19 protein-coding genes are annotated in these 22,762 nt (G+C 72.6%); 12 read left to right on the forward strand and 7 right to left on the reverse strand.

From position 1 onward, the window contains the following. Positions 1-64 precede the first annotated feature (64 nt). Together serA and ACFT2C_RS23015 are read right to left on the reverse strand one after the other, a co-directional pair. Positions 65-1,303: a phosphoglycerate dehydrogenase gene (serA, locus tag ACFT2C_RS23010; RefSeq protein ID WP_377209409.1), complete on the reverse strand. Its 1,239-nt coding sequence runs from the start codon at positions 1,301-1,303 to the stop codon at positions 65-67. 155 nt (positions 1,304-1,458) lie between these two features. After that, positions 1,459-3,714, reverse strand: coding sequence for a HelD family protein (locus tag ACFT2C_RS23015; RefSeq protein ID WP_377209410.1), 2,256 nt, complete (start codon positions 3,712-3,714; stop codon positions 1,459-1,461). A gap of 122 nt (positions 3,715-3,836) precedes the next feature. On the opposite strand from ACFT2C_RS23015, the gene ACFT2C_RS23020 reads away from it, so the two are divergent. The 5 genes from ACFT2C_RS23020 (at position 3,837) to ACFT2C_RS23040 (ending at position 9,004) form a co-directional block, all read left to right on the forward strand. After that, positions 3,837-5,219: a PP2C family protein-serine/threonine phosphatase gene (locus ACFT2C_RS23020; protein WP_377209411.1), complete on the forward strand. Its 1,383-nt coding sequence runs from the start codon at positions 3,837-3,839 to the stop codon at positions 5,217-5,219. After that, positions 5,216-6,865, forward strand: a complete 1,650-nt coding sequence (locus ACFT2C_RS23025) for an ATP-binding protein (RefSeq protein ID WP_377209412.1) — start codon at positions 5,216-5,218, stop codon at positions 6,863-6,865. The genes ACFT2C_RS23020 and ACFT2C_RS23025 overlap by 4 nt, the downstream gene beginning before the upstream one ends. Positions 6,866-6,960: 95 nt before the next feature. Further along, positions 6,961-7,380 carry a response regulator gene (locus ACFT2C_RS23030; RefSeq protein WP_377209439.1) on the forward strand — a complete coding sequence of 140 codons (420 nt, stop codon included), beginning with the start codon at positions 6,961-6,963 and terminating at the stop codon, positions 7,378-7,380. 134 nt (positions 7,381-7,514) lie between these two features. Further along, on the forward strand, positions 7,515-8,444 hold the full coding sequence (locus tag ACFT2C_RS23035; protein WP_377209413.1) for a proteasome assembly chaperone family protein: 930 nt from the start codon (positions 7,515-7,517) through the stop codon (positions 8,442-8,444). Between the two features lie 356 nt (positions 8,445-8,800). Next, entirely contained in the window at positions 8,801-9,004 is a 204-nt protein-coding gene (locus ACFT2C_RS23040) for a cold-shock protein (RefSeq protein WP_020016705.1), read from the forward strand. Positions 9,005-9,060: 56 nt separating this feature from the next. On the opposite strand, the gene ACFT2C_RS23045 is transcribed toward ACFT2C_RS23040, so the two are convergent. Then, positions 9,061-9,990, reverse strand: a complete 930-nt coding sequence (locus ACFT2C_RS23045; protein ID WP_377209414.1) for a spermidine synthase — start codon at positions 9,988-9,990, stop codon at positions 9,061-9,063. A gap of 169 nt (positions 9,991-10,159) precedes the next feature. Here ACFT2C_RS23045 and ACFT2C_RS23050 point away from each other — a divergent pair, with 169 nt between their 5' ends. From ACFT2C_RS23050 to ACFT2C_RS23060, 3 genes are all read left to right on the forward strand, one after another. Beyond that, positions 10,160-10,636 (forward strand): SAV_6107 family HEPN domain-containing protein, encoded by a 477-nt coding sequence (locus tag ACFT2C_RS23050; RefSeq protein ID WP_377209415.1) that lies wholly within the window; start codon positions 10,160-10,162, stop codon positions 10,634-10,636. A gap of 99 nt (positions 10,637-10,735) precedes the next feature. After that, positions 10,736-11,977, forward strand: a complete 1,242-nt coding sequence (locus tag ACFT2C_RS23055) for a DNA polymerase IV (protein ID WP_377209416.1) — start codon at positions 10,736-10,738, stop codon at positions 11,975-11,977. A gap of 106 nt (positions 11,978-12,083) precedes the next feature. Continuing rightward, positions 12,084-12,512, forward strand: a complete 429-nt coding sequence (locus ACFT2C_RS23060; protein WP_377209417.1) for a DUF3040 domain-containing protein — start codon at positions 12,084-12,086, stop codon at positions 12,510-12,512. A gap of 130 nt (positions 12,513-12,642) precedes the next feature. Here the strand turns inward: ACFT2C_RS23060 and ACFT2C_RS23065 are convergent, their stop codons facing one another. The 3 genes from ACFT2C_RS23065 to ACFT2C_RS23075 are packed head-to-tail and all read right to left on the reverse strand — an operon-like array spanning position 12,643 to position 17,314. Further along, complete coding sequence (locus ACFT2C_RS23065; RefSeq protein ID WP_377209418.1) at positions 12,643-14,934, reverse strand: transglutaminase domain-containing protein; 2,292 nt, start codon at positions 14,932-14,934, stop codon at positions 12,643-12,645. Further along, positions 14,931-16,244, reverse strand: a complete 1,314-nt coding sequence (locus ACFT2C_RS23070; RefSeq protein WP_377209419.1) for a DUF58 domain-containing protein — start codon at positions 16,242-16,244, stop codon at positions 14,931-14,933. The genes ACFT2C_RS23065 and ACFT2C_RS23070 overlap by 4 nt, the downstream gene beginning before the upstream one ends. Positions 16,245-16,264: 20 nt before the next feature. Next, a complete protein-coding gene (locus ACFT2C_RS23075) occupies positions 16,265-17,314 on the reverse strand; it encodes an AAA family ATPase (RefSeq protein ID WP_377209420.1) in 1,050 nt (349 codons plus the stop codon). Positions 17,315-17,713: 399 nt separating this feature from the next. On the opposite strand from ACFT2C_RS23075, the gene mraZ reads away from it, so the two are divergent. The 4 genes from mraZ (at position 17,714) to ACFT2C_RS23095 (ending at position 21,981) form a co-directional block, all read left to right on the forward strand. Continuing rightward, on the forward strand, positions 17,714-18,184 hold the full coding sequence (gene mraZ, locus ACFT2C_RS23080) for a division/cell wall cluster transcriptional repressor MraZ (protein ID WP_377209421.1): 471 nt from the start codon (positions 17,714-17,716) through the stop codon (positions 18,182-18,184). A 145-nt stretch (positions 18,185-18,329) separates the two neighbouring features. Further along, complete coding sequence (gene rsmH, locus ACFT2C_RS23085; RefSeq protein ID WP_377209422.1) at positions 18,330-19,370, forward strand: 16S rRNA (cytosine(1402)-N(4))-methyltransferase RsmH; 1,041 nt, start codon at positions 18,330-18,332, stop codon at positions 19,368-19,370. Next, positions 19,367-19,795 (forward strand): hypothetical protein, encoded by a 429-nt coding sequence (locus ACFT2C_RS23090; RefSeq protein WP_377209423.1) that lies wholly within the window; start codon positions 19,367-19,369, stop codon positions 19,793-19,795. The genes rsmH and ACFT2C_RS23090 overlap by 4 nt, the downstream gene beginning before the upstream one ends. After that, positions 19,792-21,981 carry a penicillin-binding transpeptidase domain-containing protein gene (locus ACFT2C_RS23095; protein WP_377209424.1) on the forward strand — a complete coding sequence of 730 codons (2,190 nt, stop codon included), beginning with the start codon at positions 19,792-19,794 and terminating at the stop codon, positions 21,979-21,981. The genes ACFT2C_RS23090 and ACFT2C_RS23095 overlap by 4 nt, the downstream gene beginning before the upstream one ends. Before the next feature lie 48 nt (positions 21,982-22,029). On the opposite strand, the gene ACFT2C_RS23100 is transcribed toward ACFT2C_RS23095, so the two are convergent. Further along, complete coding sequence (locus ACFT2C_RS23100) at positions 22,030-22,677, reverse strand: TetR/AcrR family transcriptional regulator (RefSeq protein ID WP_377209425.1); 648 nt, start codon at positions 22,675-22,677, stop codon at positions 22,030-22,032. Between the last annotated feature and the right edge of the window lie 85 nt (positions 22,678-22,762).

Raw genomic sequence — 22,762 nt, forward strand, 5'->3', positions numbered from 1 at the left:
GGTGCTGGATATTTGCGCCGTTGATGCGGTCAGCGGCGCAAATATCCAGCACTCAACGACGTGGTCAGCGGGCGGCCGGGCCCGGGGGGAACTCGGGGCGCTCGAAGGCGTCGCGGATGCGCAGGCGGATCGTCGTGTCCAGCGCCTGCAGCTTCTTGGACGCGCCACGCTCGGTCACGTCCGAGATGTCCGTGACCACGTAGCCGATGTCGCCGCGCGTGGCGAGCATCTGGCCCTCGATGTTGGCGCCGTGGTCGGCGAAGATCTGGTTGACCGTGGCCAGCACCCCGGGCACGTTGCGGTGCAGCAGCTTGATGCGGCCGACGCCCGTGTGCTCGAGCTGGAGGTTGGGCAGGTTGACGCTGAGCATCGTCGAGCCGGTCGTCACGTAGTCGCTCAGCTTCTTGGCCACGAACTGGCCGATCGCCTCCTGCGCCTCCTCCGTGGAGCCGCCCACGTGCGGCGTGAGGATCACGTTCGGCAGGCCGCGCAGCACCGACTCGAACGCGTCGCCGCGCTTCTTGGGCTCCTCCGGGAAGACGTCGACGGCGGCCCCCGAGAGGTGCCCGGACCGGATGTGCTCGGCCAGCGAGTCGACGTCGACCACGAACCCACGGCACAGGTTGAGGAAGATCGCGTCCTGCTTCATGCGGGCGAACTGCTTCGCGCCGAACAGGCCAGCGTTGCCCGAGCGGCCGTCGACGTGCAGCGTGACGATGTCGGCGGTCTCGAGGAGCTCGTCGAGCGTCTCCGCGCGGCGCGCGTTGCCGAGCGCCAGCTTCTCCTGGGTGTCGTAGAAGACGACGGACATGCCCAGGTTCTCGGCGAGCACGGAGAGCTGCGAGCCGATGTTGCCGTAGCCGACGATGCCGAGCGTGCGGCCGCGCACCTCGTGCGAGCCTTCGGCGGACTTGTCCCAGATGCCGGCGTGCAGGGCGCGGTCGCGCTCCGTCATGCGGCGGGTGAGCGAGATGATCTCGGCGATGGCCAGCTCGACCACGGAACGCGTGTTGGAGAACGGCGCGTTGAACACGGCGATGCCGCGGTGCGCGGCGGCGGTCAGGTTGATCTGGTTGGTGCCGATGCTGAAGGCGCCCACACCGACGAGGTCGCGAGACTCGGCCAGCACGCGCGCCGTCACCTCGGTCTTGGACCGGATGCCCAGGAGGTGGACGCCGTCGAGCGCGGCGATCAGCTCGTCCTCGTCGAGCGCTCCCTTGCGGTAGTCGACCTCGTACCCGGCCGACTCGAGGATCGGGACGGAGGTGGGGTGGACGTTCTCGAGGAGAAGGGCTCGCTGCACGGACCCATGGTGCGCCAGGTAACCCGGAAGCAACAAACGAACGCCCCCCACGTCCCGCCTGCTGGGACGCCTCCGCCGAAGTAGAGCGCTTGTCCACGCTCTGCGTCCGGCGCGCCGTCCGCCATCCGGACAAGCGCTCTACTTCGGCGGAACTGTCAGAAGCCTTCCGGGAGGTCTCTCGCGTGCACGACCACCAGGCGCTGCGTCGGGCGGGTCATCGCGACGTAGAGGTCGCTCGTCCCGCCGCCGCCCTCGGCGACGGTGGCCGGCTCCACCAGCACCACCGCGTCGAACTCCAGGCCCTTGGTCTGGCGCGGCGCGAGCACCGTCACCTGGGCGTCCTCCGGGCGCTGCGCCTCGAGGCGGGCGGCCTCCGCGGCGCCGACGGCGTCGGGCAGGGCGGCGGTCACGGCCTCGGCCAGCCGCGCGACGTCGTCCGGCGGGGCCACGACGGCGACCCGGCCGGCGTCCGGCCCGACCAGCTCCTTGACGAGGCCGAGGGCCTCGGTGACCACCACGCCGTCGTCCGGCCGGCCGTCCGGGCCCGGTGCGGTGCGGACTGCGGTGAGGGAGTTTTCGACGTCGCGCGCGGCGCGCAGGTCCGAGACGGGCAGGCCGGCGGCCCGCGCGACCCGCTGGGCCGTGTCGGCGACGGTGGACGGCGTGCGGTAGGAGACGGTGAGCTCCGCCAGCCGCCACCCGTCGCGCAGCAGCGGGGTGAGCATCCGGTCCCAGCTCCGCGCGCCGGCCGCCGAGGAGGTCTGGGCGACGTCGCCGACGATGGTCATCGACCGCGTCGGGACCCGGCGCACCAGCGCGCGCCAGGCCATGGGGGACAGCTCCTGCGCCTCGTCGACCACCACGTGGCCGTAGGTCCAGGCGCGGTCGCCCGCCGCGCGCTCCGCCGTCGTCAGGGACGGGCCGCTCGCGGCGAAGCGCGAGGCGAGCGTCTCGGCGTCGACGAGGCCGTCGCCCGCACCCGTCGTGGACAGCACGTTGCGCGCGTACTCGATCTCGCGGGCCTGCTCGGCCTCGCGGTTGCGGGCCTCGGCCAGTGCCACGGTGTCGTCCTCGCCGAGCAGCTCGTACGCCTCGTCGAGGATCGGCACGTCCGACTCCGTCCAGGGCGCGCCCGGCTCCCGGAACAGCAGGCGCCGCTCGCGCACGGTCAGCTCGGGGGCGGCCTCGGCGAGCCGGTGCGGCTTGGCGTACAGGTCGCTGACGAGCTTCTCGGGCGTGATCGGCAGCCAGGCGATGTTGAGGGCCACGCGGACCGCGCGGTCCGACCGCAGGTCCTCGAACACCGACGCGCGGTCCTCGCCCGACAGCGGGTCGCCCGTGAAGTCGCGGTACTGGTCGGTGAGGCGGTCGAGCATGTCGCGCACGAACGCGCCGCGCGCCAGGTTGTGCGGCTTGTGCGTGCGGCGCGCGCGGGCTATCGCGTCGCTGACGTCCCGGGGCCGGATCACGAAGTCGTGCCCCTCGACCCGCACCGCGACCTCCTGCTCCGGGACGCGCTCGCGCGCGCGGACCGCCCGCCGCACGACATTGCGCCACAGGAGCAGACCCTTGAGCCGGGCCACCTGCCCCTCGTCGACGGCGGTCGCCCGGATCCCGGGGATGAGGTCGCCGACAGTCGTCGAGACGACGCCGGTCTCGCCCAGCGACGGCAGCACCTGGTCGATGTAGCGCAGGAACGCGCTGGACGGACCCACCACGAGCACGCCGGAGCGCTCCAGCAGACGCCGGTGGGCGTACAGCAGGTACGCGGCGCGGTGCAGCGCCACCGCCGTCTTGCCCGTGCCCGGGCCGCCCTGGACCACCAGCGCCCCGGTCAGGTCGGAGCGGATGATGCGGTCCTGCTCGGCCTGGATCGTCGCGACGATGTCGGTCATCCGGCCCGTGCGGCCCTGGGCCATCGCCGCCAGCAGCGCGCCCTCGCCGGACAGCGCGTCGGCGTCGATCTCCGCGTCGAGGTCCAGCACCTCGTCCTCCAGACCCGTCACCGAGCGGCCCTTGGTGACCAGGTGGCGACGCCGGTGGACGTCGCCCGGGTGCAGCGCCGTGGCCCGGTAGAAGGCCTCGGCCGCCGGGGCGCGCCAGTCGGTCAGCATCGAGCGGTGCTCGGCGTCGGTCAGGCCGATGCGCCCGACGTACCGCGTGGCGCCGTCGGCCAGGTCGAGGCGGCCGAAGACCAGCCGGTCCTCGACGGCGTCGAGCTGCGCGGCCCGGTCCTCGTAGAGGGTGGCGAACGCGTCGCGCTCGCTGCGGTTCTGGTGTGTTCCCTGGGCACCCGCCAGGCGCACGTCCCGCAGGCGGTTCGCGGTGGTGCCGCGAAGAGTGTCCAACCGGACGTACATCGTGTCGACGACTGCCTGCTCGTGGGCGAGCTCGCCCGCGATTCCCGTCACGCCCTACCTCCGTGGTCCCACCTGCGAAAAAGCTTCGGTCGCAAACAACCGGCCGACCATTATCGCGCACCTCGCGGCCTCTCCGCTGACACGGCGTCATCTCGCTGGATAGGATCGCCGCCATGGCACTGGGCGGGGCTGGAACTGCGGGGCCCGGAGGCGGGTCCGGATCCGAGGCGCGCCCGTCCTGGATCGACCGTCCGATCTCGGTCCTCCTCGTCGAGGACGACGACGCCGACGCGTTCCTCGTGAGCGAGCTGCTCGCGGACGCCGACGTGGAGGCCGATCTGAGGGCGGACCTGCACCGCGCCCGGTCCGTCGACGAGGCGCTCGGGATCCTGTCGATGGTGTCGGTGGACTGCCTGCTGCTCGACCTGGGCCTGCCCGACGCCGAGGGGCTGGGCGCCCTGCGCCGCGTCATCGACGGCATCGACGTCCTGCCGACGCAGCCCGCCGTCGTCGTGCTGACCGGCAACACCGCGCACGACCTCGGCGCCGCCGCCGTCGCCAACGGGGCCGACGACTACCTCGTCAAGGGCGACGTGGACGGCGACACGCTGGCGCGCTGCCTGCGCTACGCGACGCTGCGGCGGCGGTCCGCGGCCCAGCAGATCGCGCTGTTCCGCAGCGAGGTGCGCGCCGCCGAGACCACGCGGCTGGAGCGCGCGCTCCTGCCCAAGGAGCTGGTCACCGACGAGCGGGTCTCGGTGATGGTGGGCTACCTGCCCGGCGGGAACGGCCTGCTCGGGGGCGACTTCTTCGACACGGTGGAGCGCCCCGACGGCACGCTCGTCACGGTCATCGGCGACGTCGCCGGGCACGGCCCGGACGAGGCGGCCCTCGGTGCGGCCATGCGGACGGCGTGGCGCACCCTCGTCCTGGCGGACACCCCCGCCGACGACGTCCTGCCGCTCCTGGAGCGGGTGCTCCTGGCGGAGCGCGGCCGGCCCGAGGTGTTCGTCACGATCTGCCAGGCCGTGATCTCGCCGGACCGCCGGCGCATGGACGTCTACCTCGCCGGGCACCTGCCGCCGCTGCTCGTGGTGCCCCAGGTCTCGGCCGAGGCGGCGGTGCTGGTCACCCACCACTGCGAGGAGCTGTCGTCGGCCCGCCGCGGCCGTGCCCTGGGCATTCCGGTGGACGGCGGCTGGACGGCGCACACCGTCGAGCTGCCGGAGGTGTGGACGGCGGTGCTCTACACGGACGGGCTCGTGGAGGCCGCCGTCGGCGCCGACCCGAAGGGCACGCCGGTCCTCGCACCCAGTGCCCACGGGCGGATGCCGCGCCTCGGCGCGCACGGCCTGCGCAGCGTCGTGGAGCGCGAGATGGACCAGGGCACCGACGAGGTGGTCACGCGCGTGCTGCGCCGCGTCCGCGAGCTGCACGGCGGCCCCCTGGTCGACGACGCGGCGCTGCTCTTCGTCGGCTGGGCCGGCGCCGGCGCGACGGGTCCCGCCGAACGGACCTCGACGCTGGCCGACTCGGTGGAGTGGTCGCGGGCATGACGCTCGTGCCCGACGAGCACCGGTTCACCGGTGTCTCCATGCGCCGCCGGCTCGCCAGGCTCCTCGGCGCGGTGGCCGCGATGCTCGTGCTCGCGCTGGCGGTCGCGATCCTCGCCCTGGTGCAGTCGCGCGGCCTCGACGCTGAGGCCGACGGCCCGTACTACCGGGCGCTGGTCGACGGCGAGCGCGCGTCGATCGCCCTGGCCGACGCCGACGCGTCGCTGCGCGCCTACCGGGCCACGTGCGATCCCGCCGCGCTCGAGCCGTGGACGCGGGCGGTCGGGTCGAGCGGCCGCATCATGCTCCTGGCCGACGTCGAACGGCGCGCCCTGGCCGACGAGGCCGAGGTCATCGTCGCCTACGACGAGGCGCTGCGCCGCACGGACGCCTGGTTCGACCAGTACGCCGAACCCCTGGTCGCCGCCGTCGGCGCGGCGCCGGCCAGCCAGATCGACTGCCGGACGGAGCTGCTGGTCACGGCTCCGTCGTCCACCGAGGGCGCGGCCCTGTACGAGGGCGCGCGCTCCGCCGTCGTGAACTACCTGGCGAAGCTGAGCGCGCAGCGGGACGAGATAGTGGCCACCCGCACGATATGGGAGCAGCTCCTGCTGGGCGCGGTGTCGACGCTCGTGCTCGTCGTCGTGCTCATGGGCACCATGATGTGGCTGGCCCTGGAGGGCTGGGTGATCCGGCCGCTGACCGAGCTGACGGCCGCCGTGCGGGTGGTGAGCAGCGGCGGGATCCGGCGCGAGATCCGGCCCGTGGGCGCCGGCGAGGTGGCGCTGCTCGCCATGCACGTGGAGAACATGCGCCGCGACCTGGTCCACCAGGTGGAGGAGATCCGGCTGTCGCACGAGGAGGTCGAGAACGCGCGCAACGCGCTCAGCGAGCAGGCGCGCGAGCTGGAGCGGTCCAACCGCGACCTGGAGCAGTTCGCCTACGTGGCCTCGCACGACCTGCAGGAGCCGCTGCGCAAGGTCGCGAGCTTCACCCAGCTCCTGCAGAAGCGGTACGGCGGGTCGCTCGACGACCGCGCGGACCAGTACATCGAGTTCGCGGTGGACGGCGCCAAGCGCATGCAGCGGCTCATCCAGGACCTGCTGAGCTTCTCCCGGGTGGGCCGGACCGGCGTGCCACGGGAGGATGTCGACCTCGAGGGCGTGCTGGCGGCCGCGCTGGCCGAGCTGTCCGAACGGATCCGGGAGACGGGCGCCGAGATCGTCCACGACCCGATGCCGGTGGTGCACGGCGAGCGCGCCCTGCTGCAGCAGCTGTTCGTGAACCTGGTCGGCAACTCGCTGAAGTTCCGCCACCCCGACCGGCCGCCCACCGTGAGCATCGAGGTACGCAGCATGCGCGCGCACTGGGAGATCTCGGTGGTGGACAACGGCATCGGCATCGACGCCCAGTACGCGGAGCGGGTGTTCGTCATCTTCCAGCGGCTGCACTCGCGCGAGCAGTACGCGGGCACCGGCATCGGCCTGTCGCTGGTGAAACGGATCGTCGAGTACCACAAGGGCCGGATCTGGATCGAGCCGGCGGCCGGGGGCGGCACCATCGTGCGGTTCACCCTGGCTCGGCGTCAGGGGCAGCCGGCCTCGGGGCGGCTTTCGACCGAACGGGCGCAGTCGACTACGCTCGGATGAGAAGGCCTGACCAGGGCCGACGACGGGTCGCGACGAGGGGACCCCCTCGCAGCCGAATTCAGAAGACGGGCACGGGCGTGAGCGGTCAGAAGGTGATGGAGATCCTCCTCGTGGAGGACGACCCGGGCGACGTCCTGATGACCCGGGAGGCGTTCGAGGACCACCGTGTCCCCAACAACGTCTCGGTGGTCGGCGACGGCGTGAGCGCGCTGGAGTTCCTGCGCAAGCAGGGGCAGTACGCGACCGCCCCGACCCCGGACCTGGTGCTGCTGGACCTCAACCTGCCGAAGATGGACGGCATGGAGGTGCTCGCCGTCGCGAAGGGCGACCCCATGCTGCGGCACATCCCCGTGGTGGTGCTCACCACGTCGGACGCCCAGGAGGACGTCGTGGGCTCCTACTCGCTGCACGCGAACGCCTACGTGACCAAGCCCGTGGACTTCGACCGCTTCATCGACGTGGTCCGCCAGATCGACGACTTCTTCGTCTCCGTGGTCCGGCTTCCTGGCCGGTAGGAGCCCGGTCGGTAGAGTTCGCGCGACGCTGAGGGCGTAACGGGAAGACACCCGGCCGTCATGGCGTTGGACCTGATTGGACACCCGATGGTTACCGGGTGATCGGGACCACTCCGACGAGCGAGGGAGCGCACGTGCTTGACCCCCAGGGCATCTACGACGTCGACGAGGCAGCGGTCGGGCGCACGCTGGGTCGCAGCGTGCCCGGCAGCACCGACGGGCCTGTTCTGCTGCACGCCGTCCGCGGTTTCGTGGACGCCGGCAGCGCGGGCGACATCGCCGTCGAGCACCTCATCGACGAATTCCGGGTCGAGCGCCTGGTGACGTTCGACATCGACCAGCTGCTCGACTACCGCTCCAAGCGAGCGACCATGATCTTCGACTCGGACCGCTGGGCGGACTACCAGGCGCCCTACCTGGCGATCGACCACCTGACCGACGCCGAGGGCACCGGCTTCCTGCTGCTGCACGGCGCCGAGCCCGACCTGCAGTGGGAGCGCGTCGTCGCCGGGCTGATCCAGCTCGTCGAACGGTTCGGCGTGAGCCTCGTGGTGGGCATCCAGGGCATCCCGATGGGGCTGCCGCACACCCGCCCGCTGTCCCTGACGGCGCACGCCACGCGGCCCGGCCTGGTCGACGACTACACCTCGTGGTTCGGCAGCGTGAAGGTGCCGGGCTCGCTGGCCGCGCTGTTCGAGTACCGGCTGGGCGAGGCGGGCCACGACGCGCTGGGCTTCACGGTCCACGTGCCGCACTACCTCTCGCAGTCGCAGTACCCGCCGGCGACGGTGGTCGCGCTGCACCACACGGAGCGGGCCACGGGCCTCGACCTGGCGGTCCCGGCTCTGGAGGAGGCCGCCACCGACGCGAAGATCGAGGTGGAGAAGCAGGTCGCCGAGTCGGCCGAGATCGCCGCGGTCGTGAAGGCGCTGGAGGAGCAGTACGACGCCTTCGCGCGTTCCATCGGCAAGCCGAGCCTGCTCGCCGAGACCACGCCGATCCCCAGCGCGGACGAGCTGGGCGCGGAGTTCGAGCGGTTTCTCGCTCAGCAGAACGGCGACTGAGCGGGAGCTGTCTCACGCGGCGCGCGCCCTGGTCACGGGGCGCGCGCCGCGTGCATTCCGCCGGCTTATCCGCGGGTCTGAGCCGCACAGCGGCGGCCCGAGCCGGAGGCCGAGGCGCACACCCTGACCTGCCCGAACCTCTCTGAACAGGGCATCCGCGGGCCGGTGTGTCATATCTGCGGCAGAAATGTGCCTGTTCCGTGGCACATCTGAGTGGTACGTGCCACACTGGCGCTCGTTGCAGTGACGTACCAAGGCCACGTCCGCCGTGTCGTGAGCAAGCGGGGAAAGCATTGCGGCACGGGGGTGGGCAACGGGCCCGCCGCCGGATCCCGGACGGAAGGTCGAAGGACAGCATGGCGCAGGGTTCTGTGAAGTGGTTCAACGCGGAGAAGGGCTACGGGTTCATCGCCCAGGACGGCGGCGGTGCCGACGTCTTCGTGCACTACTCCGCGATCCAGTCCAACGGGTACCGGTCTCTCGAGGAGGCCCAGCGGGTCGAGTTCGAGATCACGCAGGGCCCCAAGGGTCCGCAGGCGGAAGCAGTGGTTCCGCTCTGAGGTAGCTCGTGAACAGGGCCGCCCTCCTTCGGGAGGGCGGCCTTTTTCGCGTCCGGTCAGAGGGCCGGGGTCTCCAGCGGCGCGGCGGTGCCGGCGAACGCCGCGGCGTCCGCGCCGGCCAGGAGCGTGGCGGGCACCGCGAGCGTGCGCAGGGCGCGCCCCAGGCGGGGGTCGCGCAGGTCCGGCTGCTCGGTGTGCTCGACGGCGGTGTCGGGGCCTGAGGGGCCGTGTGCGGCGTCCTGTGTGTCGTGCGGGGCGTACTGCCGGTCGTCCGGCCTGCCGGCGGCCTGGTCGTCCGCCGGAGGGCGCTGTGGCACCTCCCGGACGGCGGCCAGGACCAGGTTGCCGTAGCGGCGGCCCTTGAGGATCGCGGGCTCGGCGACGGCGGCGAGCCTGCCGTCGGCCGCGGCGCCGGGCCCGAAGGCCTGGGCCAGGCTCGCGACCTCGCGCCGGGCCGTGGTCAGCGGCGGCTTGTCGGCGCAGTTGACCAGCAGGACGCCGCCGGGGCGGAGCACCCGGCGGGCCTCGGCGGCGAACCCGGTACCCACCAGGTGCGCGGGCGTGCGGTCCCCGGCGAAGACGTCGCGGACCACCACGTCGTAGGACGCGTCGCGTGCGGACGCGAGCGCGCGCCCGGCGTCGTCGGCGCGCAGGCGCAGCAGAGGCGAGCGCGGCAGGGCGAACCACTCGCGGACGAGCTCGAGGAGGCGGGCGTCGAGGTCGACGCCGAGCTGGCGGGAGCCGGGCCGCTCGTATTCCACGTGCCGGGCGAACGCGCTGCCGGCCGCGCCGAGGTGCAGCACCCGGAGCGGTCCGGGTGGCAGGAGCGCGACGAAGGCGGCCATCTGCTGCATGTACTCGAAGTCGAGGAACCCGGGGTCGGCGAGGTCGAGGCTGGAGCTCGGCACGCCGTTGACGTGCAGCGTCACCCGCTGGGGGTAGTCCGGGTCGCGCACGACCTCGGCCGTGCCGGTGCTGATCGGCACGGGGCCGACGGGTAGCTCGGCGGGGAGTGTCAGTGGTGCGGAGGAGGATGGGCGGCGTCGGGCGGAGCGGCGGGCCATGAGCACAGTGTCTCCCGGGTCCGCGGGTCGCTTGACAGGATAGAACGTATGTTCGATAGTGTCGCACAAGGGGTTCGATCGGAGGTTCGAGATGGGCACCATGCACTCTCAGGGCGGGCGTGACGTTGTCTCGGCGCGCATGCTCGTGCCGCGCGCGGTCCCGCCGGGCGTGAGCGCTCTGCTGCGCAAGGCGGACGCGGAGCTGGCCGAGGCGGCGCGTTCGGCCGATCCGGGTGACCGGTTCGTGCACGCGCATCTCGCGGCCATCCGCTCGGCGGCCGCCGTGGTGGCGCTCCGCGGGCGTCCGTCGGCGCGTTCGGGCGCGCGCACGGTGTGGGACATGCTCGCGCACGCGGAGCCGGACCTGGCAGCCTGGTCCGGGTACTTCGCGGCCGGCGCGCCCCTACGTGCGGCGGTCGATGCGGGCCGTCCGGAGCAGGTGGAGCCCGCCCGAGCGGACGAGCTGCTCGCGTGCGCTGAAGACTTCCGGGACGAGGTGGCGATGCTCGTGGACCCGCAGGCGGGGTTCTCGACGCAGCGCCTGACCCTGGTGCCCGAGGCGTCGTAGGCGGCGCCCGCGCGCCTGGCGTGAGCCGTACCTCGGCCGCGCGACCCGCGGAGCGCTGGGCAGACAAGTGCTGAGCAACAGCAGGAACGGAGCACGTCGGTGAGCAAGGGGCCGCGGTCAGCGGCAGCGAGACGCGACTGGGGGTCGGACGAGTCCGGCTGCTCGGTCCTGCACCTGGACATGGACGCGTTCTTCGCGTCCTGCGAGCTGGCCCGGCGGCCGGAGCTGCGGGGGCTGCCGGTGATCGTCGGCGGGCAGGAGCGCGGGGTGGTGCTGGCGGCCACCTACGAGGCGCGTGCGTTCGGCGTGCGGTCCGCCATGCCGATGACGCGGGCGCGCCTGCTGTGCCCGCAGGCCACCGTGGTCCCGCCGGACCACAGCCTGTATCACGACGTCTCCCGGTCGGTCATGGGCATGCTCCAGGAGGTCACGCCGCTCGTGGAGCAGATCAGCGTGGATGAGGCGTTCCTGGACGTGAGCGGTGCCCGACGGCGGCTCGGCCCGCCCACGGTGATCGGGGCCGAGCTGCGCCGCCGGATCGAGATCGAGCACGGGGTGACGGCTTCGGTCGGCATCGCGCGGAACAAGTTCGTGGCGAAGCTGGCCTCGACCCACTCCAAGCCCGACGGGCTGATGCTCGTGCCGGTCCAGGCCACCGTGGACTTCCTGCACACGCTGCCCGTCGGCGCGCTGTGGGGCGTCGGGGAGAAGACGGAGAAGTCCCTCGCGGCGTGGGGCATCACCACGGTCGAGGAGCTGGCGCAGACGGACCTGGGGAGCCTGCAAGCCGCCGTCGGCCGGGTCAGCGGTGCCCACCTGCACGACCTCGCGTGGGGCCGCGACCCGCGCCCCGTGGTGCCCGAGCATCGCGAGCACAGCATCGGCGCCGAGACGACCTTCGGGACGGACCAGGACGACACCGTGGCGGTGAGCCGGCGGGTGCTGGAGCTCTCCGACCGGGTGGCGGCCCGCCTGAGGCATCAGGGCGTGATGACGCGGACGGTGTCGGTGAAGGTGCGTTCCAGCGACTTCGTGACATTCACCCGATCGCGAACACTGGAGGACCCCACGGACGTCGCGCGGGACATCTACGGCGTGGCCCGCGAGCTCGTCGCCGGCGTCGACCTGGGTGGTCTGCCGGTGCGGCTGGTCGGCGTGCGGGCCGAGAATCTCCAGCAACGAGAGGGATCCGCGCAGCAGCCGACGCTCGAGGAGGCCGTCGACCCGCGCTCCGGGGCGCAGCGAGAGGCTGAACTTGCGCTCGACGCGGTGCGGGAGAAGTTCGGGAAAACCGCGATCGACCTGGGTGTACATCACAAGAACGGCACGCATCTTTACTGATCTGCCCCTATAGTCAGTGGTATGCCCGGGATGTCGACTACCAACGACGGCCGGGTCGTCCTATCCTGGAAGGGACACTGTTCCTTTGCGAGATCCGGGGGTCTCGATGCCTCTGTCCGAGTACGAGCAGCGGGTGCTGGAGCAGATGGAGCGTGCTCTGACGTCAGACGACCCGCGGCTGGCGAACACGCTCCAGTCCACAGGCCGTGGTAACGCGCTGCGCTACGTGCTGTCCGGGGCCGGCGTTGTCGTCGGCCTAGTTCTACTTGTCGTCGGTGCGGCGAACTCGTGGACCTGGCTCGGGGCCATCGGCTTCGTGCTGATGTTCGCGGGCGTGGTCTTCGCGTTCCTCGGACCGCGCAAGAAGCAGCAGGAAGGCCCGGTCGGCGTCGTCGGCGAAGACGGCACGGTCCAGCCGCCACAGGGGAGAGCAGGTAAGCCCCGTAAGCGGCAGGGCGGTGGTGGTCGCTCAGGCGGCCTCCTCGCCCGTCTCGAGGAGCGCTGGGAGAACCGGCGCAATGAGGGCGGTCGCTAGCCGACCGACCAACGTTGATGGTCCCTGACCGGACCATCAACACATGTGCGTGACAGGCACAGCTTGTGCGACTGCCGCAGCACACGACAGGAGCCGGGCCCCGTCAGGGGCCCGGCTCCTGTCTATGCACTCAACGGGGGCGGGTGAGGACCTCGGTCAGCTCCGTGGTCACCGTCGTGGTGAGCTCCTCCAGCTCGGCGGCGGTGGGCGACGTCGGACGGCGGGCGTAGCGCTCCTCCTCGGCGGCGTCGGCCAGCGCGGTGAGGCGCTCCGCGATGTCGTCGGGCAGGGGAGTGCCCGTGCGGGTCCGCACCTCGTCAGCGATGAACGCCGGCGCGCGGCGCAGGGTGATCGACGGGCCCAGCCGCACGTCCTGCTCGGCGAGCAGCGCCAGGACGCGCGACCAGGCCCGCTCCGGGTCGAGCACCTCCGCCTCCGTGCGCCGGCGCAGCAGGAGCCATGCGGCCCCGCCGAGCACGCCCAGGGCGACGATGATCGCTACCACCCAGGCCCAGCCGGGCAGCGTCTGGTCGGACACCTCGTTGCCGGGCGAGGCGTCCGCGCCGGCCGCCGGGTCCGACTGCTCGGGATCCTGGGCCGGCCGCTGTGTGGGTACCTCGTTGGCCCGCGTGGGCGTGGGCGCGGAGCTGGGGGCGCTGCCGACGCCCGGGTTCGCGTACGAGGGCAGCGGGCCCGTCTGGACCTGCGGCGTCGGCTCGAACCGGACCCAGCCCACGGACGGGAAGTAGATCTCGGGCCAGGCGTGCGAGTCCTGGCCGGTGACCCGGAAGCCGCCCTGCCCGTCGGACCTGCCGGGCAGCCAGCCGATGCCGATGCGGGCGGGGATGCCGAGGGTGCGGGCCATGACCATCATCGAGAGGGCGTACTGCGTGCAGTACCCCTCCTTGTTCTGCAGGAAGTCCCAGACGGTGTCGGACGATCCCCGGTAGTCGGCGTCCGGGTTGTAGACGAACCCCTGACCCGACCGCAGGTGGTTCTGCAGCGCGACAGCCGCGTCGAACCGGGTCGGCGCGTCGCCGGCGATCTCCCGGGCGTAGTTGGCGATGTCGTCCCGGTGCTCGGTGTCCGGCACCAGGGTGAAGCCGGCAGACCGCGGGTCGCCGGACAGAGGTGCGGCCCGCAGCAGGTCGGGGGTGAGCTGACGGTCGATGATCTCGACGCTGTACTCCGCCCCGGGGCCCGTGCCCGCCGAGCTGCGCACCTCGTCGCGGAGAGCGTCATAGCCCCAGTCGCCTTCGACGTCGACCAACCGGGGCTCGAGCGGCAGCGGCAGCTCGGCGCCCGTGAGCTGTCCGATCCGGACGTCCATCCGGCGGCCCTCGCCGGTCGCGTCCTCGCCCTCGGGCGCCAGGAGCGTGGACGAGTCGAATTCCGCCATGCCACCGCTGGGGACGTTCCGGTTGGTCTGGACGCCGTCGAACGCCGTGAGGGTCATGACGCGCAGCGGGCCGCTCGGGTCGCCGTCGGCCATCGTGTACGTCAGGACGGTGCTGGCCGAGCGGGCGCTCAAGGGCTGGCGCATGTCGAGCTCGGAGGACAGCTCGACCGTGTTGGACGGCGTGGAGATGAGCTGGTTCCAGGTCCCCGCCAGCGCGGGCAGCGTGGCCATGCCCGTCGCGACGCCGAGCGATGCGGCGGCGACCGCCACCGCCGTACCCGCCGTGATCCAGGAGCGGAAGCGTTGCGCACGGCGGACCGCGGCCGAGTCGGCATCGCGGTGCCGGCCGGGCGTCACACCCACGGGGTCGACGGTGAGCAGCAGGAGCATCGCGGTGACGCTGATGACGAAGACCTGCCACGGGACCTCGCCGATGAGCGTGAGCGGCGGCGTCCACAGGAGCAGCAGCGGCACGCCGGCGAAGCCGGGCATCCGGGCGCCGGCGAGCGAGTCCACCACGAGGAACACCAGCAGCGTGCCGCCCACGGCGACCATGCTGATGGCCTCGTCGGGCCCCACGGGCGCGACCTGCGTGCTCATCGTCTCGGTGGCCTGGCGGAACCGTTCGAGGACCTGGTCGAAGGCGTCCGGCCCCACGAACGGCTCGAAGCGCTGGCCCGGGCCGCCGTAGCGGGCGAGGACGAACCAGAAGGCGACGATGGCGCCCGCCGCCGTCGCGACGAACGAGGCGCTGCCCGACGCGCGGTCGGCGGCCCGGTCGGCGCTCACGCCCTGGCCGGCCGCGCGGCGGACGGCCGCCCGGTCGACGGCGGCGCGGATCAGCAGGTACCGCACCAGGCAGCTGGTGGCCGACACGAGGATGACGCCGGTGGTGCCGGCCGTCAGCCAGGGCCCGGGGTCGATGACGAGGGTGAGCGCGTGCATGGACGCAATGACCGCGATGACGACCAGGACGGCCGAGGCGACGGTGCGGACGAGCGGTCCGCGGTGGGTGGGGATCACAGCGCACGCTCCGCGAGCAGGGCCCAGGCACGTTCCGGGTCGGTGCGGGACTCCGTGGTGCTGACGTGCCAGCTGGAGGCGCGGAGCTCGGCGAAGGTCTCGTCGAGCTCGTGCTGGAAGCCGGCTCCGCGGGGAGCCACGAGGAGCGCCCAGCACGTGCCCTCCGCGCCCAGGGCCGCGAGGCTGCGCCGGGCGTCCGGGTCGTGCGGGCCGAGCACTGCGATGACAATCTCGCCAGGGGTGCGGTCCAGCCGCAGCGCCCGGGCGGTGGTGCTCGTGGCGTGATGCCCCTCGGCGGCACCGCGGTGTCCGCGGATGTCGACGCAGGCGTCGAGCAGGGCGGACCGGCTCGCGCGCGTGGTCGCGAACCGCACGCTCTCGAGCGTGGGCGCCACGGTGGTGGTCAGCAGGCGCGTCGGGTGCCCGGCGTCGAGGAACGAGGTGGCGATCGAGGCTGCGAGCTCGACGGCCCACTCGCCGTCGTCCACGGCCGCGGGACGGCGCGGGCCGCCGGCGTCCTGCCAGTGCGGCAGCAGCGAGCGGTCGAGCAGGACCGTCACCGGGCGGACGCCGGCGCTCTCGTCGGCGCGGACCATGAGCTGGCCCCGGCGGGCGGCGCTTGCCCAGTGGACACGGCGCGGGTCGTCGCCCGCGACGTACTCGCGCAGCACGGAGTCGTCGGACGACTGCAGGCGCGCGCCGGTGGCCGAGTGGTCGACGTCGCCCACCGACCGGGTGCGGACGGCGAGCTCGACGGTGCGCGGCCACACGGGCACGTGCGTCGCGCTGCCGAGGGGCTGGGTGGCGCGGACCAGGCCGAACACGTCGGTGCGGGTGGTCAGCAGCGGACCGAGCGACCACCGCCCGCGCCGCGTCGGGGTCAGCGAGTAGTGCACGGTGATCCGGTCGGCCCGCGCCGAGACGCGCGCCCGGATGCCCTGGTGGCCCGCGAGCTCGTGCGCCGCCTGCTCGGACAGGCGCAGCCGGGACAGCCGTTCGTACGCGGCGCCGCTGGCCTGGTGGGCGGCGACCAGGAGGCTGACGTCCGCCGTCCGGTCGCGGACCACGGGGTTGGGGACCACGACGCGCGTCACGCGCAGGGCGCCCCGTCCGGCCTCGAGCCGCTGGGTCCCGATGCCCACCCAGGCCACCGCCACCGCGAGCAGGGCCGCGGCGCCCAGCCCGACGAGGTCAGGCAGGGCGAGCACCAGCCCGAGCGGGACCAGCGCCCCGCCAAGGCAGGCCGCCCCGATGCCACGGGGCGTCAGCCGGACCCGGCTGATCCGTGCGAGCGTGTCACGCCACCTCATGTGCGTCTCGCCTCGGCCGCTCAGTACTGGCGCCGGTCGGCGGGCTCGAGTGCCGGCACCGGCGTGCGCTGCACTATCTCGTCCACGAGGGTCTCGGGCGTGACGCCGCTGAGCCGGGCCTCGGTCGTGAGGATCAGGCGGTGGGACAGGACGGGCCGGGCGAGCCGCTGGATGTCGTCGGGCAGCACGTGGTCGCGGCCCGCCATGGCCGCTATCGCCTTCGCGGCGCGCAGGAGCTGCAGCGACGCGCGGGGGGAGGCGCCCAGCCGCAGGCCCGGGTGCTCGCGCGTCGCGCCGACCAGCCCCACCACGTACCGCTTGACCGACGGCGACGCGTACAGCGAGCGCGCGAGCTGCGAGAACCGCAGCATCGACTGCCCGTCGGTGACGGCCTTCAGGTGGGCCAGCGGCGTGCTCGTCTCCTGCCGGTCGAGCATGAGGATCTCGGCGTCGGTGTCGGGGTAGCCCACCGTGATGCGGGCCATGAACCGGTCGCGCTGCGCCTCGGGCAGGGGGTAGGTGCCCTCCATCTCCACCGGGTTCTGCGTGGCGACCACGAGGAACGGCCGGGGGAGCTGGTGGGTGGTGCCGTCGACGGTCGTCTGGCCCTCCTCCATGCACTCCAGCAGGGCCGACTGCGTCTTGGGGGACGCGCGGTTTATCTCGTCGCCGATCACGATGTTGCTGAACACCGGGCCGGGCCGGAACTCGAACTCGTGGCTGCCGGTGCGGAAGATGTTGACGCCGGTGAGGTCGCTCGGCAGGAGATCCGGGGTGAACTGGATGCGGCCCACGTGGCAGTCGATGCTGCGGGCGATCGCCTTGGCCAGCGTCGTCTTGCCGACGCCGGGGACGTCCTCGACGAGCAGGTGGCCCTCGGCCAGCAGGACGGCGAGCGTGATGTCGGCCAGTCCCGGCCGGCCCGTCACGACGGACTCAACGGCTCCGCGGACTCGGGCCATCGTCTCGACCAGCTCGTCCAGCGCGACGGGTCCGGGAGCAGCCTGCGGGGCGGCAGCGCCGCCGAAGTGCGGTTCCGCGAGGCCAGGCGTGGCGGGTTCCGTGTGCACAGGGGGAGACCTCCATCAGGCCGGGTAATCAGGCCGGTATCAGGCGCGGGCGCGCCGGGCGGTAGCCGGGGCGGCTGGAGCTCGCCCGGCTGATCCAGCCTAGTCGGGATGTAAAGCACTCTGTTGGGTGCATCACGCGGTCTTCACAGGTCCGAGAAGGTGAATTGGTCTACCGGATCGGCCCCCTGCCAGGGCACGGGACCGTTGGGAGAGTGCGGCCGGGGGCTCGGGACCCCGACATTCCACGCCACGCCGGACACGAATTCCCTCCACCCGCTCTTTACCTCTTTGACCTGCGCATTGAGGGTCGGTGGGTAGTTCTCCCCACGCTTTTTCCGAGTGTGGTGGTGGAAAGTGGAGTAGCGTGGAGTACGCGGGAGCGAGAGGAGGTGCTGGCCCATGACTGCGATGGCAGAAGGTTTCGCGAGTCTGGGCCTGCTTCTCGGCACGTACACCCCGAAGCTCGACGAGAAGGGCCGCCTGATCCTTCCCGCCAAGTTCCGGGGGCGACTGTCCAGCGGTCTGGTGATGACCAAGGGGCAGGAGCGGTGCCTCTTTCTTCTCCCGATGGACGAGTTCCAGCAGATCTATACGCAGATCCGGCAGGCGCCGGTGACGAGCAAGGCCGCACGGGACTACACGCGAAACTTCCTGGCGGGAGCGAGCGACGAAGTGCCGGACAAGCAGGGCCGGGTCTCCATCCCGACACACCTGCGCGAGTACGCCGGCCTGGATCGCGAAGTGGTCGTGATCGGGGTCGGTACCCGCGTGGAGGTGTGGGACGTACAGGCCTGGGCCACATATCAGGAGCAGACCGAACCCGACTACATCGATCAGGCCGAGGAGATCTTCCCCGGGCTGAGTTTTTAAGCAGGCTTCCAGGGTAGGGCGAGGCAGGCGGCCGTACGGCCAGGCCTCCTCCCGCAGGATCCGGCGCACTTCCCCGCCGCCGGAACCGTGCGGAGGGAGACCTGACCGGACGGCGAGAGAGCACGACGCAGGAAAGGAGACACCGATGAACGCGACCGACAACCGTCCAGGAACCCACAGCGACGCCGCCGACCGCCACCTCCCGGTGCTGCTCCAGCGGTGCGTCGACCTGCTCGCGCCCGCCCTCACCGAGCCCGGCTCGGTCCTGGTGGACTGCACGCTCGGCATGGGCGGCCACACCGAGGCCGTCCTGGAGCAGATCCCGACCACCCGCGTCATCGGCATCGACCGCGACCCGCAGGCGCTCGCTCTGGCGGGCACCCGGCTGGCGCGGTTCGGTGACCGGTTCACGCCGGTGCACGCGGTCTACGACGAGATCGGCGACGTGGTCGAGGAGCACGCCGCAGGCTCCGTGCAGGGCGTGCTCATGGACCTCGGGGTGTCGTCCCTGCAGCTCGACGAGGCCGAGCGGGGCTTCGCGTACGCCCAGGACGCGCCGCTCGACATGCGCATGGACTCCACCCAGGAGCTGACGGCGGCCGACGTGCTCAACACGTACGACGAGCGCGACCTCGCGCGGATCCTGCGGGAGTACGGCGAGGAACGGTTCGCGAGCAGGATCGCGAAGGCCATCGTCCGCCGTCGGGCGGAGCGGGAGTGGGACCGCAGCGGCGAGCTCGTCGACCTGCTGCGGGCCAGCATCCCCGCTGCCACCCGCAAGACGGGCGGCCACCCGGCCAAGCGCACGTTCCAGGCACTGCGGATCGAGGTGAACGGCGAGCTCGAGGTGCTCGAGCGTGCCGTGCCCGCCGCGATCGAGGCGCTCGCCGTCGGCGGCCGGATCGTCGTGGAGTCGTACCAGTCGCTGGAGGACCGGATCGTCAAGCGCGCCATCGCGCAGGGCACGACGTCGTCCGCACCGTCCGGGCTGCCCGTCGAGCCGGAGACGCACAAGCCCTATCTCGAGGCGCTCACCCGGGGCGCGGAGGAGGCCGACGCCGAGGAACTGGAGCGCAACCCGCGCTCGGCCTCGGTCCGGCTGCGCGCCGCACGGCGCCTGCGTCCCACCCCCGAGCACCTGCGCAACCGCACCACCCAGCATCACCCGAAGGAGGACCGCCGATGAGTGCCATGACCGCTGCGACGGCCCGCGCCGCCCGTCCCGCCGAGCTTCCCCGCACCCGCCGGGCCCCGCTGACCGCGATCTCCGGGGGCGCGGCCCAGCGTGGCCGCCGCCTGGACGTCGTCCGGGCGCCGCTGCACGCGAAGAGCCGCGTGCCGTTCCTCGTGCTGTGCGCCACGCTGATGATCGTGTCGCTCGTCGCGGTGCTGGTCCTGAACACCACGCTCGCTCGCGGTTCCTACGAGATGTCGCAGCTGCAGGGCGAGGTCGCGCAGACCGCCCAGGACGTGCAGGGCCTCCAGGAGGACCTGAGCGCGGCCGAGACGGACCTGCCCGCGAAGGCCCGCAGCCTCGGCATGGTCCCGGCGGAGAACCCGACCATGGTCAGCATCCGTACCGGCAAGGTGGTGAAGGGTACGGACCAGTGACTCGGCCGACGTCGGGTTCGGGCCGGCAGCGCACCCCGTCGGGGCGCGCTGCCGGCCCCCGTTCCGCGCAGCCGCGCACGGGCCAGCCCGGTCGGGGGCAGGGCGCTCCTCGGCAGGCGGCGTCCCCGCAGCGCAAGCAGGCCGCGTCCCCGCAGCGCAAGCAGGCGGGCGGGGCGCCGCGCAAGCCGGCCGCCGACCAGCCGCGCAAGGCCCAGCCCCAGAAGCCGCAGCCCGACAAGGCCCGGCCCAAGAAGGCCCAATCCCAGAAGGGTCAGCCGAAGAAGGCCCAATCCCAGAAGGCTCAGCCGAAGAAGGCCCAGCCCAAGAAGCCCCAGCCGCGCGCGTCGAGCACGCGGCTGGGCTTCCAGGCGCCCGCAGGCCCCCGCCCGGCCCGGGCGCAGCCCCGGCCCGCCCGTTCCCGGGTGGCCAGGCCGCTGCCGCCGCGCCCGGGCCGCCCGGAGATCCGGCAGCGGTGGCTCGTCGGGATCGCGGCCGTGGTGGTGCTGATCTTCCTGGTGCGGCTCGTCCAGGTGCAGCTGATCGAGGGGCCGAGCCTCGCCTCGACGGCCGAGCAGGCCCGCACCGCAACGGCCGTCACGCCGGCGCACCGCGGCGACATCACGGATGCCAACGGCGTGGTGCTCGCGACGTCGGTCGACCGGTACACGGTGGTCGGCGACCCAGTGGCGATCCAGGAATTCCGCGGCGCGAGCCGCGGGCTGGAGGACGGCGCCCTGGGCATCGCCCAGCTCCTCTCGCCGATCCTCGACGTGCCCAAGAACGAGCTCGCGGCCCAGCTCGTGGGCAAGTCCCGCTACAAGGTGCTCGCCAAGAACGTGGTGCCCCAGGTACAGCGCGCCATCGCCGCCTTGGAGATCCGTGCCTACGTCCGGACCGACCTCACCTCGCGCCGCACCTACCCCGCGGGCACGGTCGCGGGCTCGCTGGTCGGGTTCGTGAACGACGAGCAGGTCGGGCAGGGCGGCATCGAGGCGGCGTACGACGACCTGCTCGCTGGCACCGCCGGCTCGGACACGTACGAGCGCAGCCTTGACGGTCTGCGCATCCCCGCGGCCGGCCAGGAGTCGGTCCCGGCGGTGCCGGGCGACGACGTGCAGCTCTCGCTGGTGCACGACATCCAGTGGAAGGCGCAGGACGCCGTCGACGAGGCGCAGCGGAGCTCCGGAGCGGAGTACGGCATAGCGATCGTGCAGGACACGCGCACGGGCGAGATCGTCGCGCTCGCCGACTCGGGCTCGGTGAACCCGAACGACCGGTCCACATCGGCGGTCGCGGGCGGCTCGCGCGCCGTGAAGGACGTCTTCGACCCCGGCTCGACCGGCAAGGTGGTCACCATGGCCGCGGCCCTGGAGGGCGGCCACTGGAACCCGGACAGCCGGTTCACCGTGCCGTACAGCTACACGACGCCGAACGGGCAGACGTTCCACGACTCGCACCAGCACCCCGTGCAGCGGCTGACCCTCACGGGCGTGCTGGCCCAGTCGTCGAACACCGGGACCGTGCAGGTCGGCGAGAAGATCCCGATCCAGGAGCGTCAGGACTACCTGGAGAAGTTCGGCTTCGGGCAGCCGACCGGCCTGGGCCTGCCGGGCGAGTCCGTGGGCCTGATGCCGCCCGCCGACGTCGCGGACTGGGACGGCCGCACGCAGTACACGGTGCTGTTCGGGCAGGGCCTGTCCGTCAACGCCATGCAGGCCACCAGCGTGTTCTCCACGGTCGCGAACGGCGGTGTGCGGATGACGCCCACGCTCTTCGAGGGCTCGACCAGCCCGGACGGCGAGACGACGCCGGCGGAGCGCGCTCCCGGGCACCGGGTGATCTCGGAGAACACCGCCGACACCCTCCTGCGGATGATGGAGGCCGTGACCGAGGACGGCGGTACCGGCGTCAAGGCCGCCGTGCCGGGCTACCGGGTGGCGGGCAAGACCGGTACCGCGCAGATGCCCGCCGGGAACGGCTGGACGTTCATGGCGTCCTTCATCGGCGTCGCCCCGGCCGACGACCCCCGCTACACGGTCGGCGTCTTCCTCAAGAGCCCGCACAGCTCGATCTTCGGTGGTGACGTCGCGGCGCCGGTGTTCAGCGACATCATGGGGTTCACGCTGCAGAAGATGGACGTGCCGCCGAGCACGACGGAGCACGAGCGGCTCAAGACCGAGTGGTAGCGCGGGCGGCGGCGCGAGCCGCCGCCGCCCGCCCGACGACCGCTCCGGTCAGGAGTCCGCGATCTGCACGGCGGCGCCCAGCGTCGCCGTCAGGACCGACTCGATGGCGAACCTGGTGGCCTCGGCGAGGTCGACGGCGTCCGGGTCCAGCAGCCACTGGAGCTGCAGGCCGTCCATGACGGCGATGACGGCGTTGGCGGCGCGCTCGGCCTCGCCGTCGGGCAGGTTGACGTCGCGCTCCCGCGCGATCTCGCCCACCGCCTGCGCGATCTCGCCGCGCAGCACGGAGAACCGCTGCGCGACCCAGCTCGACGCCGGGTGGCCGTCGGTCACGGACTCGCCGGTCAGCACCGCGTACGCCTGCACGATGCCGCGCCGGTCGGCGTTCAGCCGCGCCGTCGTGACCAGGTGCCGGAACAGGTCCATCCCGCCGGGGATGTGCTTGCCCTCCAGGTGCTGCACGTCCACGCGGTCGCGGTACTCGAGCACCTCCCACAGCAGCTTGTCCTTGCTGCCGAAGTGGTGCAGCACGCCGGCGTGGGTGATCCCGACCTGGGCGGCGACGTCGACCAGCGAGCCCTGGTGGTAGCCCTTGGAGCCGAACACCCGGGTGGCCGCGGCCAGGATCTCCTCCCGGCGGTGGGCGCGGGTGGGTCGCTTGGCCTTCGGGGCAGCCTGCTCGGTCGCTTCGGACATGCCCCCACGATACGGACGTGATGCAGCGCCAGATCCTGGAGCAGGTGATGGAGCTGCGCGAGCGGCTGGGGTTCTCGGTGGTGCT

It is taken from the genome of Promicromonospora sp. NPDC057138, assembly GCF_042670845.1.
In the GTDB taxonomy this organism is placed as follows: Bacteria; Actinomycetota; Actinomycetes; order Actinomycetales; family Cellulomonadaceae; genus Promicromonospora.

Excerpts from the sequence above, each read along its gene's own strand:
- ACFT2C_RS23020 (WP_377209411.1), top strand. The coding sequence starts at position 3,837 with ATGGCACTGGGCGGGGCTGGAACTGCGGGGCCCGGAGGCGGGTCCGGA.
- ACFT2C_RS23025 (WP_377209412.1), top strand. The coding sequence starts at position 5,216 with ATGACGCTCGTGCCCGACGAGCACCGGTTCACCGGTGTCTCCATGCGC.
- ACFT2C_RS23030 (WP_377209439.1), top strand. The coding sequence starts at position 6,961 with ATGGAGATCCTCCTCGTGGAGGACGACCCGGGCGACGTCCTGATGACC.
- ACFT2C_RS23040 (WP_020016705.1), top strand. The coding sequence starts at position 8,801 with ATGGCGCAGGGTTCTGTGAAGTGGTTCAACGCGGAGAAGGGCTACGGG.
- ACFT2C_RS23050 (WP_377209415.1), top strand. The coding sequence starts at position 10,160 with ATGGGCACCATGCACTCTCAGGGCGGGCGTGACGTTGTCTCGGCGCGC.
- ACFT2C_RS23060 (WP_377209417.1), top strand. The coding sequence starts at position 12,084 with ATGCCTCTGTCCGAGTACGAGCAGCGGGTGCTGGAGCAGATGGAGCGT.
- ACFT2C_RS23070 (WP_377209419.1), bottom strand. The coding sequence starts at position 16,244 with ATGAGGTGGCGTGACACGCTCGCACGGATCAGCCGGGTCCGGCTGACG.
- mraZ (WP_377209421.1), top strand. The coding sequence starts at position 17,714 with ATGACTGCGATGGCAGAAGGTTTCGCGAGTCTGGGCCTGCTTCTCGGC.
- rsmH (WP_377209422.1), top strand. The coding sequence starts at position 18,330 with ATGAACGCGACCGACAACCGTCCAGGAACCCACAGCGACGCCGCCGAC.
- ACFT2C_RS23090 (WP_377209423.1), top strand. The coding sequence starts at position 19,367 with ATGAGTGCCATGACCGCTGCGACGGCCCGCGCCGCCCGTCCCGCCGAG.
- ACFT2C_RS23100 (WP_377209425.1), bottom strand. The coding sequence starts at position 22,677 with ATGTCCGAAGCGACCGAGCAGGCTGCCCCGAAGGCCAAGCGACCCACC.